Source organism: Shewanella sp. H8 (genome assembly GCF_040285065.1).
GTDB classification, from domain to species: domain Bacteria; phylum Pseudomonadota; class Gammaproteobacteria; order Enterobacterales; family Shewanellaceae; genus Shewanella; species Shewanella polaris.
The window spans coordinates 2,257,042-2,273,709 of sequence record NZ_CP157213.1 but is presented as its reverse complement, the minus strand read 5'-3'; the positions used below and the strand labels follow the sequence as shown (position 1 = coordinate 2,273,709).

General features: G+C 41.0%; 11 protein-coding genes. 6 read left to right on the top strand and 5 right to left on the bottom strand.

The window, feature by feature from the left end:
- Positions 1-300: 300 nt before the first annotated feature.
- The 3 genes from ABIS04_RS09870 to ABIS04_RS09860 form a co-directional block, all read right to left on the bottom strand.
- Entirely contained in the window at positions 301-3,003 is a 2,703-nt protein-coding gene (locus tag ABIS04_RS09870; protein ID WP_350430956.1) for an acetate--CoA ligase family protein, read from the bottom strand.
- A gap of 319 nt (positions 3,004-3,322) precedes the next feature.
- Positions 3,323-6,502 (bottom strand): efflux RND transporter permease subunit, encoded by a 3,180-nt coding sequence (locus tag ABIS04_RS09865; RefSeq protein ID WP_350430955.1) that lies wholly within the window; start codon positions 6,500-6,502, stop codon positions 3,323-3,325.
- Positions 6,503-6,507: 5 nt separating this feature from the next.
- Complete coding sequence (locus tag ABIS04_RS09860; RefSeq protein WP_350430954.1) at positions 6,508-7,695, bottom strand: efflux RND transporter periplasmic adaptor subunit; 1,188 nt, start codon at positions 7,693-7,695, stop codon at positions 6,508-6,510.
- Positions 7,696-7,881: 186 nt separating this feature from the next.
- Here ABIS04_RS09860 and ABIS04_RS09855 point away from each other — a divergent pair, with 186 nt between their 5' ends.
- Complete coding sequence (locus tag ABIS04_RS09855) at positions 7,882-8,442, top strand: GNAT family N-acetyltransferase (protein WP_140234241.1); 561 nt, start codon at positions 7,882-7,884, stop codon at positions 8,440-8,442.
- 88 nt (positions 8,443-8,530) lie between these two features.
- On the opposite strand, the gene trxB is transcribed toward ABIS04_RS09855, so the two are convergent.
- The gene (gene trxB / locus ABIS04_RS09850) at positions 8,531-9,484 is read right to left on the bottom strand and encodes a thioredoxin-disulfide reductase (protein WP_137227062.1); all 954 of its coding nucleotides are present in this window, start codon (positions 9,482-9,484) and stop codon (positions 8,531-8,533) included.
- Between the two features lie 201 nt (positions 9,485-9,685).
- Positions 9,686-10,165, bottom strand: a complete 480-nt coding sequence (gene msrA / locus ABIS04_RS09845) for a peptide-methionine (S)-S-oxide reductase MsrA (RefSeq protein WP_140234240.1) — start codon at positions 10,163-10,165, stop codon at positions 9,686-9,688.
- Between the two features lie 236 nt (positions 10,166-10,401).
- Between msrA and astE the strand changes: the two genes are divergently transcribed.
- The 5 genes from astE to nadA all read left to right on the top strand — a co-directional run bounded on the left by astE (position 10,402) and on the right by nadA (position 16,514).
- On the top strand, positions 10,402-11,433 hold the full coding sequence (gene astE, locus ABIS04_RS09840; RefSeq protein ID WP_350430953.1) for a succinylglutamate desuccinylase: 1,032 nt from the start codon (positions 10,402-10,404) through the stop codon (positions 11,431-11,433).
- A 156-nt stretch (positions 11,434-11,589) separates the two neighbouring features.
- Positions 11,590-12,768 carry a thiamine pyrophosphate-dependent dehydrogenase E1 component subunit alpha gene (locus ABIS04_RS09835; protein WP_137227065.1) on the top strand — a complete coding sequence of 393 codons (1,179 nt, stop codon included), beginning with the start codon at positions 11,590-11,592 and terminating at the stop codon, positions 12,766-12,768.
- A 2-nt stretch (positions 12,769-12,770) separates the two neighbouring features.
- Positions 12,771-13,748: a transketolase C-terminal domain-containing protein gene (locus tag ABIS04_RS09830; RefSeq protein WP_350430952.1), complete on the top strand. Its 978-nt coding sequence runs from the start codon at positions 12,771-12,773 to the stop codon at positions 13,746-13,748.
- A gap of 9 nt (positions 13,749-13,757) precedes the next feature.
- A complete protein-coding gene (locus ABIS04_RS09825) occupies positions 13,758-15,344 on the top strand; it encodes a dihydrolipoyllysine-residue acetyltransferase (protein WP_350430951.1) in 1,587 nt (528 codons plus the stop codon).
- Positions 15,345-15,446: 102 nt separating this feature from the next.
- A complete protein-coding gene (nadA, locus tag ABIS04_RS09820; protein ID WP_350430950.1) occupies positions 15,447-16,514 on the top strand; it encodes a quinolinate synthase NadA in 1,068 nt (355 codons plus the stop codon).
- The last annotated feature ends 154 nt before the right edge of the window (positions 16,515-16,668 follow it).

The following is a 16,668-nucleotide window of genomic DNA, read 5'->3' as shown; positions in this document are numbered from 1 at the left end:
ATTCACTTCAATGTTACCGTTCATCATACTAAAACAGATAATTATTGTGGTTGGTATAATTAGTCAATTTGTCCTTGTTATATTCAGTAAACGTTCTGTAGCACTAAAAGGGTTATATTTATTCAAATTTATGGCGAGTTGTGTAGTTGCAGAACAAAAAAATGCATTTTTACATGGACTTGAACGAATCTATAAATAAAATTGATGACTTATAGCAATGACATAAAGTCCATTTTAGTCATTGCTGGCATCTTGTAATCGATTAAATATCAATCCTATTTTAGATTAGGAACATAACGATTATTTTTCTTTGGGTTGAAGCTGCATTTGCATTTTAATGAGATGTTCTTCCATATCAAATGATACGGTAAAGCCAAGCGATTTAGCTAAATTCGCCATGTTACGATTTTCAAACATAGTAAATCCAGTCAATGCAATTGTATTGTTGGTTTTGTAGTAGGCGATGAGTTTTTCAAGCAATAGCTTACCTAAGCCAATACCTTGATAATTACTACGTACCGCCATGGCAAACTCGGCTTCAGTATTGTCGGGGTCGATAGAGGCTCTTACAGCCCCTAAAGTAAGCTCTTCACCATCTTCTGTCATAGTCGTTGCAATAAATGCCATTTCACGTGAATAATCAATTTGAGTTAACACCGCCATTTCTTCATGGGTCATTTGCGATCTGACTCCAAAATAACGTTTGTATCTGTCTTCATCACTTAATGAATTATCAAAGTCCAAGTGCTTGGGTTCATCTTCTGGCAGAATGGGTCTTAACATGACATGAAGGCCATTTTTTAAGGTGGTGGATTGTTCTAATTCTTTAGGGTAAGGCAAAATAGCCAATCGGTTAATGTTGTCTTGTGGGGTATCATGCAAGCGCATATTAACGTCTAATAATGTTATTTTCTCACCAGCAGCCAAAACAGGATTAATGTCTATTTCAGCTATTTCAGGACAATCAATTATCAAGTGCGAAATTTGAGTTAGCATTACGCACAAGGCATTCATGTCGAGACCAAGTGGTAAATGACGGTCATGCAATTTTTGCGTTTTAAGCGCTTGGATCACCATGTAACGTGCCAACGCCATATTCAACGGAGGCAGGGCAACGGCAGCATCACGTGTAGGGTCCCATTCAGATCCACCTTCACCTAAACAGATAGCTGGGCCAAATACTGGATCATTAATCACCGACACTCTAATTTCTTGCGCGCCAGCAGTTAAGGCCATTTTTTGAATAATTAATCCGTCAATTTTGGCCGAAGGATTAATTTGATGCACACGATCTATAATCGAATGCGCCGCGTGACTAACATCTTCGTCTGAGTCTAAATTTAACACCACACCATGAACATCAGATTTATACAGCAAGTCGGGCGATTGTACTTTTAATGCCACCGGATATCCCACTTGGTTGGCAACATTTACCGCTTCATCTACGTCTTTAACAAAACGAGTATCAATGGTATTCAGGCCGTAAGCTTTTAATATATCTCCGGCTTGATGGGTTTCAACCACTGTTTGACCATTATCTAATGCGCGTTGCAATAATGCTCGTGCGGTTTTGCTGTCGGTGGGAATGTTATCAGGTATTGACTGCGGCACTTCTTGTAATAATTTTTGGTTGCGACTGTATTCAACCATGTGCATAAAGGCTCTCACTGCACCTTCTGGGGTCCGATAGGTCGGTATACCTCCTTTAGTGAAACGCTTGCGGGCAAGATAAGCCGAATCTTCGCCGCTCCAGTTAGTGAGAATATTTAATCGATGTCGATGAGGATGTTGATTAATGGTGTCAATAATACTGTTGGCAATTTCAACACTTTCTCCTAACACAGACGGTGAATGTAGCACCAGAATAGTATCTGTATCATTACTGCTCATCAGAACTTTTAATGTGTCTGCATAGCGCTGACTATCGGCATCGCCAATCATGTCGATAGGATTTTGTTTAGACCAGGTGCTGGGTAAAATAGCATTAAGTTCATCGACGGTTTTATCTGACAACTTAGCTAATTTACCACCTTTTATGATTAATTCATCTGCGGCAAGCACTGCTGGGCCACCGCCATTACTCATAATGACCAATCGCTCACCTTTAAGCTGAGCCGAATGAGCAAGACTTTCAACTGCTGCAAACAATTCGATTAAATCATTAACTCTTAACATACCAGCACGTCTAAAGGCTGCTTCATAAACAGCATCATTACCGCCAACGCCACCAGTATGAAGCATTGCAGCTTGCACTCCTTCACGACTGCGACCAGATTTAATCACAAAAATAGGTTTATTACGTGAGGCGGCACGGGCAGCTGATAAAAAATGACGTTTTTCATTAATCGAATCGATATACAACATAATGGCGCTGGTTTTACTGTCACGGCCTAAATAGTCAAGTAACTCATCAAAGTCAATATCGGTGGCATCACCCAATGAAATAAATGATGAAAAGCCAATACCTTTATTGTTGGCCCAATCCAGAACTGTGGTGCAGATTGCCGCTGACTGTGAGACAAAGGCTATCTTCCCCTGAATTGCACCAGCATGCGCTAAACTGGCGTTAAGCCCTATCGTAGGTAAAATCATCCCCAGACTATTTGGGCCTAACAAACGCATGCCGTATCGCTTGGCATATTGTTTGGTTAATTCTAGTAGGTTATTACCATTTTCGTCTGTTTGAGATGCCATACCCGAGGCAATAATAATAGCCACTTTGCAACCAAACTGCGCTAAGCGCTCAACGATACGAGGGATTTTTAATGCATTAGTACAAATGATGGCCAAATCGGGTTTAATGGGTAATGCTTCAATATTGGGATAAGCCAATACGCCCATAACTGCTGTGTACTTAGGGGTGACGGGCATTATTGGTCCAGAAAAACCGCTAGAAAGCAGGTTTTTCATGATTGCTTTACCCGCGCGCTTATTACCATTTGAGGCGCCAATAACCGCTACTGAAGTGGGTTTAAACAAGGCATTAATGCTGCGTTGACTCATAAATTGTTACCTTAGTTGGCTAGCAATAAACACGGTGAGGTTGACCAGATTCGTTTAACCTAGACTAGCATAATATTTTACCGAATAACCTTAAAGATACATTTTTAGTCAGTTGATATTTTATTAATAAAACCAATTGCTCAGCCAAACTTTAACCACTAATAGTAGCAGCATAAATGCAATGAGCTAGGGTTGATTTTAGCGCATACACTCTTTTCAATAGAACATGGTCATAAAAAACAGCGACAAAAAAGGGCCTTTAAGGCCCTTTGTCATTGTTGTTATTTAATCTTGCTGGTATTGATGATTTCCACCGGAGTTAATACTGCTCGGTTGCAGTATTAGCTGGGGCAGGGGCATATATATTGATAACTTTGCGGATCAATGCTTTTCCGTCTTCAATGGCAATATACAAACATGGAATGAGGCATAAGGTCACCACAGTCGCAAACAGTACCCCAAAGGCTAATGATACCGCCATAGGGATCACCATTTGGGCTTGCATGCTGGTCTCTGCCATAATTGGCACTAACCCAATAAATGTTGTCAATGAGGTAAGCATGATAGCCCTAAAACGGCGGCAACCAGCATTAAGAACAGCCTGTTTCATCGGCACGCCAGCTTTTCTGGAGTTATTGACATAGTCCACCATCACTAACGAGTCATTCACTACTACACCCGCAGCGGCAATAATACCGAACATCGATAACACACTTAAATCTATGCCTAAGATAAGATGTCCCATAACAGATCCGATAACACCAAACGGGATAACGGACATGATCATAACGGGCTGAATATATGAGCGTAGTGGAATAGCTAACAAGCTGTATATGAGCAATAGCGATAAAATAAAGTCACGCATTTGGGTATCTGCACTGTCTAATTGCTCTTGAATACTGCCAGAAACTTCACTATGCACACGAGGGTATTTTGTCAGTAACTCTGGCATAAAGTTATCACGGATATCCTTCGCCAATTTAAACGGTTCTGTCTGATCAGCATCAACATTGGCCCAGACATTAATGGTGCGGTTACCATTTTCGCGGCGGATACTGTTAACGCCTTGAACCACTTTAATTTCCGCCACTTCAGATAAGGGTAACTCAGCACCTTGTGGGGTGTTAATCATGACATCTTGAACCAGTGCAATTGAATTACGCTGTTCTTCCGGATAACGAAGCATCACTTTGATCTCTTCACCATTGCGAATTATACGCTGTGCTTCAAGACCGTAAAAACTGTTCCCCACTTGCGAAGCAATATTGGCTAAGGTTAAGCCCAATGCGTTGGCTAACGGTTTCAATTGGAACTGTACTTCTTTGGCACTAGATTGACGACTGTCGTTAACATCGCTGACGCCTTTAAGTGAATTAAGCTTGTCTTTAAGGGCTAATGACGCTGCTACTAACTGAGCTTCATCTTTACCTTCAAGTCTGAAGCTAATATCACCGTCTTCACGACCGCCGCCTATTAAGCTGTCTTGAATGCTGAACGATTTAACCCCTGGAATTTGTGGCATCGCCTTACGCCATAAATCAGCTAAAGCAAAAGTATCCATTGGTCTGAGTGATGGGTCGACTAATTTGGTCATCACTTCAGCAGTAGTTTGCCCTTTTAGATCAACCTGCATGTCAGAAATCATTTTCTGACCGTATTGTTGTTCTATTTTTTTATCAACATCATATAACGTCTGCTCAATAGCTAATGCCGCAGCTAGCGTCGACTTTTCTGATGCATCAACATTCATCTCAACTGTGACTCTTGGAAAGTCATGTGGAATTTTAGGTTGACCGATAAAGCGGATGACACCGCCCATATACAGCCCAACACAGAGCAAGATCAAACTAATAAATAGCATAATAACCGCATAGCGATACTCAACGGCTAATTCTAGGGAAGGGCGATAGACAGATTTAATAAAGATATTTAAACCACGATCAATTTTGCCTTGAACAAAATTGACGCCGTTACGCAGCCAATCTATTGGGTTCTTTGAGCCGGGTTTAACGATTGTTGGTTTTTTCATATGTGCTAAATGCGCAGGTAAAATCAACTTTGATTCTATTAATGAAAATAATAAGCATAAAATAACAATAAAACCAATGGCTTGGCCAAATGCCGATGAAGGGCCGTCATCCATTGTGATGGGTAAGAACGCTGCAATAGTCGTCAGGACCCCAAAGGTTGCAGGCATAGCGACTTTTTTAACACCGCGAATAACGCTTTCAATGCTTTGACCGTGTTCTTCTGATTCACTGTGGGCACTTTCGCCCATCACAATGGCATCGTCGACCACTATCCCCAGAACTAAAATAAAGGCGAATAAGCTAATAACGTTAATGGTGACGTCGATAAAACCCATTGGCATAAAGAGTAGAGTGCCTAAGAAACACACTGGCAGTCCCATCATTACCCAAAAAGCTAATCGAACCCGTAAAAATAAAGCCAACATAATAAAGACTAATATCGCACCACTCTTCATGCTGTCGAGCATTAACTGTAAACGACCATCTAAGTAGTAAGTCATGTCTACCCAAGGTTCGAGCTTTACACCTTGTGGTAGTATTTTTTGTTGTTTTTCAACAAAAGTATTAATAGTATCAGCAACATCGGTAATACTTTGATTCTTAGCTGCACCAATGAAAAAGGTCACTGAATTTTTGCCATTAAATTTTGAGTATTGAATGCCTTCTTCAAAACCATCATTTACGCGGGCAATATCACCCAATAAAATCTTAGTTCCATCATCTAAAGTCAATAACGGCAGCTGCTCAAACTCGTAACCAACATAGGCTTGGTTTTGAACACGTAAATTGATGTAGCCATTTTCTGCTTTAATTTGTCCAGCAGACATATTGCGTGAATAACCACGGACGGCCTCAGCCACATCGTTAAATGTTAAGCCAAATTCGCGCAAACGGTCTTTACTGACCTCTATGCCAATTTCATAACTCAAACCGCTATAGTATTCGCTAATGTTAACGCCAGGCAGTTGCATGATTTCATCATTAATGCGTTCACCTAAATCTTTGAGTTGCTTTTGGTTTAAGTCACCATAAAGGCTTAAATACATCACTTCTTGGCGAAATTTAATCCGTTCAACTTTTGGAGGCTCCATGCCGCCGGGGAAGGTTGAGATGGAGTCAATTTCTGACTTTACTTCTTCTAATACGACCTGTGGGTCATAGGCATCTTCAACCTGAAAATATCCCTGCGCCATATTGCGGTTAGAATACGTAATGACCCGTTTTAATCCTTGAACACTTTCTAAGGCTTGTTCAATTTTAATGGTAATGCCTTCTTCCACTTCTTGTGGTGCAGTACCTGGATAAACTGCGCTGAATTGTATCCAATTAACTTCAACTGCTGGGAAGAACTGCTTGCGGATGGTATTGGCGGTTAATAAGCCGCCAAGTATGATGATGATCATCAATAAATTTGCTGCCACACTATTGCGGGCAAACCAAGCAATGATGCCTTTATTAGTATCTGCCATGATATTTACTCACCTTCCATTGCAAGTTCAGTCTGTTCGGTTTCTAGTGACTCTTCTTGTTGGATTTTATCTTCTGGCAGAGCCAGCTTCATCCCTTCCATTGGATAATCAAGTGCAGATGTAATCACTTGTGTTCCTGATGCTAATCCATCAGAAATAACTACGTCAGCACCTTGTTGGCGAATAATGGTCACCGGTTTATAACGTAATGTTTTATCGTTATCCATAACAGCGACTAAGCCATTGACGATTAAATGACGTGGAATAATGGCCACTTTACCAGCATCATTGCCTTCAACATGAGCTGTTACATAAGTGCCAAAACGTAATTCGTTTTTATCGCTGTTAAGTCCGTATGGATCATCAACTTCAGCAACCAGATAAGTCATTCGACTTTTACTGTCAACCACCCCTTCACTGCGGACTATTTTACCGATCCATTGTTGTTTACTTCCAGCAAAGTTACCGACTAAACGCACTTCTGCATTAGTGCCTTTTCGATCTAGGTATTGCATTTCTTTGTCGGCCAAAGGCAAACGAATTTCTGCTGTATCTGTATTGTAAACGTGGCCAAGTTTGCTGCCTGTGGTGACGTATGCACCTAAGCCAATTTCACGGCTGGAAATAAGTGCATCATACGGGGCGCGGATAATGGTGCGTTCCAGATCACGTTGCGCACGAAGTAAACCCGCTTCGGCACTTTTTAACTTTGCTAATTCTTGTGCCAATTGCGGTTTACGTAAACTAAGATCTGTTGGTTTACTGCTGGTTATTTCTGCCCATTCACGAATAGCAACTTCTGCATTAGCACGTTCTTGAACCATAGTGGCTTTTGATGAGGCAAGATTAGCCTGTGCATCTAATAATCCTGCGTCATAATCACTTGGATCAATCTTAGCCAATATCTCGCCTTTTTTGACAAAACCGCCTTTAACGAATTTATCGGCTAAATAAATGATTTCACCGCTAACTTGCGAAACAAGTTCAGTATCATATTTGGCTGCAACTACACCGTATGAGCTTACCGAAAAGGTCATGGGTTTATATTCTATTGTTTCAACAGACACTAATGGTGTGGTATCAAGTGGGGGCTTTTCTTCAGGGGGCTTTTTTAATGCAGCTATCCCAACTAAACCGGCTATACCAATGCCTAATACTATGATGGGTAATATGATTTGCTTTTTAGTAGCCACAATCCTTCCTCTTAATAATGCTTTATCTTTGCAATAAATTTATTTGACGATAGCCATACCAAAGCTAATAGTCTTATTTCTACTTTATATGTTAATCGAAATGTTTATTTTTTGTTGTTTCATTGTGTAAACTTGTGTGTCAAAGATATGTGAGTAAATTGCATTTAAAATTACAGGGATATTATTGTGCACATAAACAACACCACTAGATTACAGTTATCATTAATGACTCTTGATGACAGCGCATTATTATTTGAACTAGACCAAGACGAACGGGTAATGCACTTTTTAAATGGTGGCAACAAAACGACTCAACAACAGATAGATACGGTGATGATCCCTCGATTGGCTCAATATTTAAATCCAGATAAAGGCTGGGGATTATGGAAAGTTCATGCACTCAATTGTATTGAAAATGATAAACACGGATTAAGTGGCCAGTATTTAGGTTGGGTGTTAGTTAGACCTATGCATTTTTTTACCGATATACAACAGCATGATCTTGAATTAGGTTGGCGTTTCAAATATGTGAGTTGGGGAAAAGGCTATGCAACAGAAGCCGCTCAAGCGGTGATGGAGGTAGTGAGTGCGATAGATGAAGTCACTCATATTAGTGCACTGGCGGTAGAAGATAACTTAGCATCGATCGCTATTATGAGAAAACTTGGCATGACTTTTCAACATAAAAGTATTCACAAAGATCCACTTGGCGATACCGAAGCGGTGTTTTATCAAAAAGCAGTTTAATGGTTAGTGCATACTCCCTTAAAATATCTGTCAGACAATAAAAAAGAGCAGATAAACTGCTCTTTTTTGTCTCGCGTTAGCGGGGTGATTATTTTTGAGCGTCTAAATAACGTTCGGCATCTAATGCCGCCATACAACCAGTACCTGCAGAAGTAATCGCTTGACGATAATGTTGGTCCATTACGTCTCCACAGGCATAAACACCTTCAATGCTGGTTTGAGTTGCATTACCTTCTAAGCCACTGTTTACTTTTAGATAACCGTGATTCATTTCTAATTGGCCTGCAAAAATACCCGTATTTGGGCTGTGACCAATGGCCACAAATACACCCGCTACTTCAAGATCGCTTACTGAACCATCTTTAGTACTTTTCATCTTAAGACCAGTTACACCCATGTCGTTACCAGTCACTTCTTCAAGTGTTTGGTCAAGATGCAAAATGATATTACCGTTAGCCACTTTGTCCATTAGGCGATTGATCAGAATTTTTTCTGAACGGAAAGTATCGCGACGGTGGATTAAGTGAACTTCAGAAGCTATGTTGCTTAAATAAAGCGCTTCTTCAACAGCGGTATTACCACCGCCAATCACTGCAACTTTTTGGTTACGATAAAAGAAACCATCGCAGGTTGCACAGGCTGACACACCACGGCCCATAAAAGCTTCTTCAGATGGAAGGCCTAAATATTTAGCCGATGCACCAGTAGCAATAATGAGTGCATCACAAGTAAACTCGCCATTATCACCTTTTAAACGGAAAGGGCGTTCAGTTAAGTTCACTTCATTGATGTGATCGAAAATAATTTCTGTATCAAACTTTTCAGCGTGCTTTTGCATCCGTTCCATTAATGCCGGACCGGTTAAGTCTTCAGCATCACCTGGCCAGTTTTCGACTTCAGTTGTTGTGGTTAATTGACCACCTTGCTGCATGCCTGTGATCATTACAGGCTTTAAATTTGCACGTGCAGCATAAACAGCAGCGGTATAGCCGGCAGGGCCAGAACCTAAAATTAGTAGGTTAACGTGACGAGCTTCACTCATGATTTGGTTCTCCAATAACTTGCCTTAAGCAATATAGATGAGATTGTATGGAATTTACATCGGCGGGTAAAGCGAAGTTAAGTGTAGGAAATCGATTGTGGTTATCTATTGTGTAAATAATCCGCTTCAAGCTGAGATATGTGTTGCATCAACAAGCTTGAAACGGAAATTTGTCATAATAATGATACGGATTAATCCAACTTAGTAAACTAGGTGACAGGTTGGTAAATTATTCTTCTCAAGATAATTTTGATGATATTCCTCAGCAATGTGGAATGTTTGAATCGGTACAATTTCAGTGACAATATGACGTTGCCCCCATTTACCACTGCGTGCTAACGCTAGCTTAGATGTTTCGGCTTGGGCTTTTTGCTGTTTATCATGAAAAAAGATAGTGCTGCGATATTGAGTGCCAATGTCGCCACCCTGCATATTCAACATGGTTGGGTTATGATTTTTCCAAAAAACATCTAATAACTCGTTGTAATCGATAACTTCAGGATCAAATTCAACTTGCACAACTTCGGCATGACCAGTGGTTCCTGTTTTCACTTCTTTATAAGTCAAAGCTGAATCTTTACCGCCCATGTAGCCACATGTAGCGTTTATTACACCGTTAACTTCACGGAAAAAATACTCAACACCCCAAAAACAGCCTGCACCAAATGTTGCTAACGCCATGACAAACCCTTAAAACAAATTATAGAAGTCTAGATGGCCGTAATTGTGTTCAATATTTGTTTTTTTTGCAAGTAATGTTTTATTAATAAATAAATCTAACTTATGCCTCCATTAAAAATATTGTCGCTTATGCTAGAATCCGCTGATAAAAATAGGCATGCAAAATTTGTAAGATTAAGTGAAGCGCAACAGTAAGATTAATCATGCCGTAAAATAAAGCATTCAAGGAGTTGATAGTGTTATCTAATCCAATTAAAGATAATGATTTTCTAGCTTATACTTTAGCTAATCCAGACAAAATAGACGGCAGTTTCAATTTTATCTTAAGCAATCACACTCGTGTGGATGTGCTTGATACTGGTGTGATTGTGTTCACCCCTAATACCCCAACAACTAAAGACATAGTGCTATCAAGTGCTGTGCACGGCAACGAAACCGCGCCAATAGAAATATGTAATCAATTAATTCGTGATCTTTTGAGTGAAAAAATTATCGCTAAACAACGTTGTTTGTTTTTAATTGGTAATCCAGCAGCTATTATCAACAAAACTCGTTTTATTGACGAAAACATGAATCGTTTATTTAGCGGCGCGCATTCTAAAGGCGAGGGTTTACGCCATCCAGAGCGTCATCGTGCCAAAGCGTTAGAGCAATACGTGGCAGACTTTTACAATGCCAATAGCGACAATCAACGTATTCATTATGACTTACATACCGCAATACGTGCCTCCAAGCATGAAAAGTTCGCGATTTATCCATACCGCCCTGGTCGCGCTTTCAGCGGCGAGCAAATTATGTTTTTGGCGGCATGTGGCGTTGATACTATGTTGTTTCATCATGAGCCAACAACCACATTCAGTTACTATTCGTCTGAGCAATTTCAAGCAGATGCTTTCACCGTTGAATTAGGTAAAGTGATGCCATTTGGCCAAAACGATATGAGTCGTTTTATTCAAACTCATACTATGCTTGAAAAGTTAATCACTGAAATCGTGCTAGAAGTACCAGCGTTTGATGCCGCTAGGGTGAACTTATATAAAGTATCGCGCTCTATTAATAAGCACTTTGATGATTTTGAGTTTAGTTTTGCTGGTGATGTAGAAAACTTCAGTGCCTTTAGTCAAGGTGAAGTGTTAGCGACAGAAGGCGGTAATACCATTACAGTTGAACACCCACAAGAAGCAATCGTATTTCCGAATGCAAATGTGCCTATTGGTCAGCGAACTGTTTTATGTTTAGTACCAGCGTTAAGTGAGAAAATTGAATAGTCGTAAAGCAATATATACATGTTAATCGTGAGTAAAATACGTTTACAGTGAGAGTAAGTATTGATAGGTAGTTTACGTTAACGTAATGTCTACTCGCATAGTATAAATAGAGCCATGTTTATGTTGAACAGGGCTCAACAATAACAAGAGCATAATATGAGCAACGCACCACTGACCAATGAAACAGTGCACCGTGTCAGCTTCTTAGACAAAGCGTCATTGCACATCCCCATTTTGCGTATTTTGCAAGCTGATGGCACCACTTATGAAAATGCGGTTCTACCAGTAATCGATAAGGCTCTGGCCGACAAAATCTTTGATACTTGTGTTTTTACACGAGTATTAGACGAGCGTATGTTGGGTGCGCAGCGTCAAGGACGAATTAGTTTTTACATGACCTGTACTGGTGAAGAAGCCTCAATTATTGGCAGCACAGCAGCGCTTGATAAAGACGACGTCATTTTGGCCCAATATCGTGAGCACGCCTCATTGCGTTATCGTGGTTTTACGACTGAACAATTTATGAATCAAATGTTCAGTAACGAGAAAGATTTAGGTAAAGGTCGTCAAATGCCGATTCATTACGGCAGTCGCGAACTGAATTACCAAACCATTTCATCGCCACTGGCCACTCAAATTCCACAAGCCACAGGTGTTGCCTATGGTATGAAGTTACAAGGCAAACGTAATGTAGCCATTTGTTATTTTGGTGAAGGCGCTGCGTCAGAAGGTGATTTTCATGCCGGTTTAAATATGGCTGCAGTGCTTAAGTCTCCAACCATCTTTTTTTGTCGTAACAATGGTTATGCTATCTCTACTCCTACTGAAGAGCAATATGCCGGAAACGGTATTGCTAGTCGTGGTGTGGGTTATGGGATGCACACTATCCGTGTTGACGGTAATGACATGCTCGCGGTGTTAGCTGCCACACAACAAGCTCGAGCTCATGCACTAGAACATAATGCACCAGTATTAATCGAAGCGATGACTTATCGTTTGGGGGCGCATTCTTCATCAGACGACCCATCGGGATATCGCTCAAAAGAAGAAGAGGCTAAATGGCAACAACACGATCCAGTAAAACGCTTTAAATTGTGGATGGTGAACAAAGATTGGCTGACCGAAGCTGATGAAGCCAAATTATTTGAACGTTATCGCGAAGAGGTTTTAGCCGCGGTAAAAGTGGCTGAAAAGTTACCGATCCCGAAACTAGACGAAATTATCGAAGATGTGCTTGATAAGCCGACTCCAGCGTTAAGAAAACAGCTGAAAGAATTGAAAGAACACATCAGTAAGTATCCAAAAGCCTATCCAAAAAGCGCAGGGAGACTCTAACCGTGGCTCAAATGAATATGTTACACGCCATCAATGAGGCGTTATCAATAGCCATGACTGCTGACGAGCGCATGGTGATTTTTGGTGAAGATGTTGGCCACTTTGGTGGTGTATTTCGTGCTACATCAGGCTTGCAAGAGCAGTTCGGTCGTGATCGATGCTTTAATACGCCATTAACTGAACAAGGTATTGCCGGTTTTGCTAATGGTTTAGCATCATATGGCATGACCGCCGTGGCAGAAATTCAATTTGCCGATTATATTTTCCCGGCATTCGATCAAATCGTCAATGAAACAGCAAAATTTCGCTATCGCAGTGGTAATCAATTTGATGTTGGTGGATTAACCTTCCGAACGCCATACGGAGGTGGTATCGCAGGTGGTCATTATCACTCACAATCACCAGAAGCGTATTTTACGCAAACGCCTGGTTTAAAAGTGGTTATTCCGCGGAACCCAGAACAAGCTAAAGGTTTGTTGTTGGCGTCGATTCGCGACCCTAACCCCGTTATTTTCTTTGAACCTAAGCGTTTGTATAGAGCTTCTGTTGGCGAAGTTCCCGCTGGAGACTACGTTATCGAGTTAGGCAAAGCACAAGTCATCAAGCAGGGCAGTGATATCACGGTATTGGCTTGGGGCGCGCAAATGGAAGTGGTTGAGAAAGCCTGTGAACGTGCCGAAAAAGAAGGTATTTCATGTGAAATTATTGATTTACGCACCATATCTCCTTGGGATGTCGAGACTATTGCAAAATCCGTGACTAAAACGGGTCGCTTGTTAATAAACCATGAAGCACCATTAACGGGTGGCTTTGCCGGTGAAATTGCGGCTACCATCCAACAAGAATGTTTTCTGTCGTTGGAATCACCCATCAACCGCGTATGTGGATTAGATACTCCGTATCCATTAATTCACGAAAAAGAATACATGCCAGATGAGTTAAAGACCTTCGAAGCCATCAAGGCCACTGTGGCGTATTAGGAATAAGATATGATTAAAGATTTTATTTTACCCGACATCGGCGAAGGTGTTGTTGAGTGTGAATTGGTTGATTGGTTGGTCAGCGAAGGCGACTTTGTTACCGAAGATCAACCCATTGCTGATGTAATGACAGATAAAGCGTTAGTTCAAATACCGGCGCCCCATGCTGGAAAAATTACTAAGCTTTATTACGCAAAAGGCGAAATAGCCATTGTTCATCAACCATTGTACGCAGTAGAAATGGAAGTTGAAGGCACCGACAGCGTTACTGAAACACCCGTAGCGGCCATGACACCGGTTAACGACACATTGGTGCATGATACTGCTGATGTGCCAACAAGCAATAAATCAAACATAGAAGATTTTTTATTACCAGATATTGGTGAAGGCATTGTTGAATGTGAATTGGTTGATTGGTTAGTTGAAGAAGGCGATATAGTGGTTGAAGACCAGCCTATTGCTGATGTCATGACAGATAAAGCATTAGTCCAAATTCCGGCAATGAAAGCGGGTAAAATCGTTAAATTACATTACCGTAAAGGGCAACTTGCAAAAGTGCATTCGCCATTATTTGCCATTGAAGTAGAAGCTCATAGTGGTGATCAAGCTGTTACCGTTGAACTTACCACTGAAGCTCAAACTGTTCAGCACCAAGATAACCTTGAGCCAGTCCCTCAAGGTAAGGCATTAGCAAGTCCAGCAGTACGCCGCATGGCGCGAGTGTTAGATATTAATATTGCGATGGTTGTGGGCAGTGGTAAAAATGGCCGTGTTTACAAAGAAGACATTGAACGCCATCAACAAAATGGAGTTTCAGTCTCGCCAGCGCCAACGGTGACAACCACTAGCGCCATTACGACGGCAGAGCAGACTATCATGAGTCAATCAAGTGGTGATAGAGTCGAACCAATTAAAGGTGTGAAAGCCATTATGGCTAAAATGATGGTTGAGTCTGTAACGACTATCCCTCATTTTACTTATTGTGAAGAGTTTGATTTAACCGAACTGGTTGCCTTGCGTGAAAGCATGAAACAACGTTATTCAACTGACGAAGTAAAACTCACCATGATGCCATTTTTCATGAAGGCCATGTCGTTAGCCATTACCGAATACCCAATATTGAACAGCCAACCCAATGCCGATTGTACCGAGTTAACGTACAAGTCACGCCATAATATTGGTATGGCAGTCGACTCTAAAGTCGGTTTATTGGTGCCAAATGTTAAAGATGTGCAGAGTAAGTCGATTTTAGACATTGCTGCCGATATTACTCGTTTAACCATTGCTGCACGCAGTGGTCGGGTATCTCCAGCTGATTTAAAAGATGGCACTATCTCGATTTCTAATATTGGTGCCTTAGGTGGCACCGTGGCAACGCCGATTATTAACAAACCTGAAGTCGCAATTGTTGCCTTAGGTAAGTTACAAATATTGCCACGTTTTAACGCTAAAGGTGAAGTTGAAGCGCGTAAGATTATGCAAGTAAGTTGGTCAGGGGATCATCGTGTGATCGATGGTGGTACTATTGCCCGTTTCTGTAATCTATGGAAACACTATCTAGAGCAACCGCAAGAAATGCTTTTAGCCATGCGTTAATGATGATTAATCTATCTTATCTAAAAGGACGCTAACGCGTCCTTTTGTTTTTAGAATGTTTTTCGTATAATACTCGGACAATGTTATTCGATTGGAACTTGTATGAGTCTGTCGGCACCTAAAATTGAAACTATTGAGTATTCGTTTCCGCCAAAACCTGCCGTGTTGTCTGACGCTGAAAAAGCACAATATAAAGCACGTATTAAACAGTTATTGATTGATCAAAACGCGGTACTGGTTGCCCATTATTATACTGACCCTGAAATTCAAGCGTTAGCTGAAGAGACGGGCGGTTGTGTGTCTGATTCATTAGAAATGGCACGCTTTGGTCGCGATCACCCAGCAAAGACATTAATTGTCGCTGGGGTTAAATTTATGGGCGAAACTGCCAAAATTTTAAGCCCAGAAAAAACCATTTTAATGCCAACTCTTGAAGCAACCTGTTCACTTGACTTAGGTTGCCCGATTGAGCAATTTAATACCTTTTGTGATGCTCACCCAGATCATACTGTTGTGGTATATGCCAATACTTCAGCAGCAGTGAAAGCACGAGCTGATTGGGTCGTCACTTCAAGTATTGCTTTAGAAATTGTTGAGCATCTCGATAGCCAAGATAAAAAAATTATCTGGGCACCTGATCGTCATTTAGGCTCGTACATTAATAAACAAACTGGCGCTGACATGTTGTTGTGGCAGGGTGAGTGTATCGTGCATGATGAATTTCAAGCTAAAGGATTACGAGAGCTTAAAAAACAATATCCTACAGCAGCGATTTTAGTACACCCAGAATCACCCGCGAGTGTTGTTGAACTGGCCGATGTTGTAGGTTCAACCAGTCAGTTAATCAAAGCTGCACATAACATGCCTAACGACACTTTTATCGTCGCTACCGACCGCGGTATTTTTTATAAAATGCAGCAAGAAGCCCCTGGTAAAACCTTACTGTCAGCTCCAACTGGTGGGCACGGTGCCACCTGCAGTAGCTGTGCACATTGTCCGTGGATGGCCTTGAATGGTTTACAAGCGATTGAAGCTTCATTGGTGAACGCAGATAAAACTCAACATGAAATTTTTGTTGACGAACCACTGCGTATTAAAGCGCTTATCCCACTTACCCGCATGCTCGATTTCGCCAAAGAATTGAACATGAAAGTGAAGGGCAACGCATAAGCGAATAACGTTGAGCTTGTATTAAAGATAAAAAAACCGGCTTTATGTCGGTTTTTTGTTGGTTGTTTATATTTATGCCTATGAGTTTATTTATTGCTTAGTGTGCCACTATTTCTAACAAACAACAAAAAGCCCCGCATAAATGCGAGGCTCT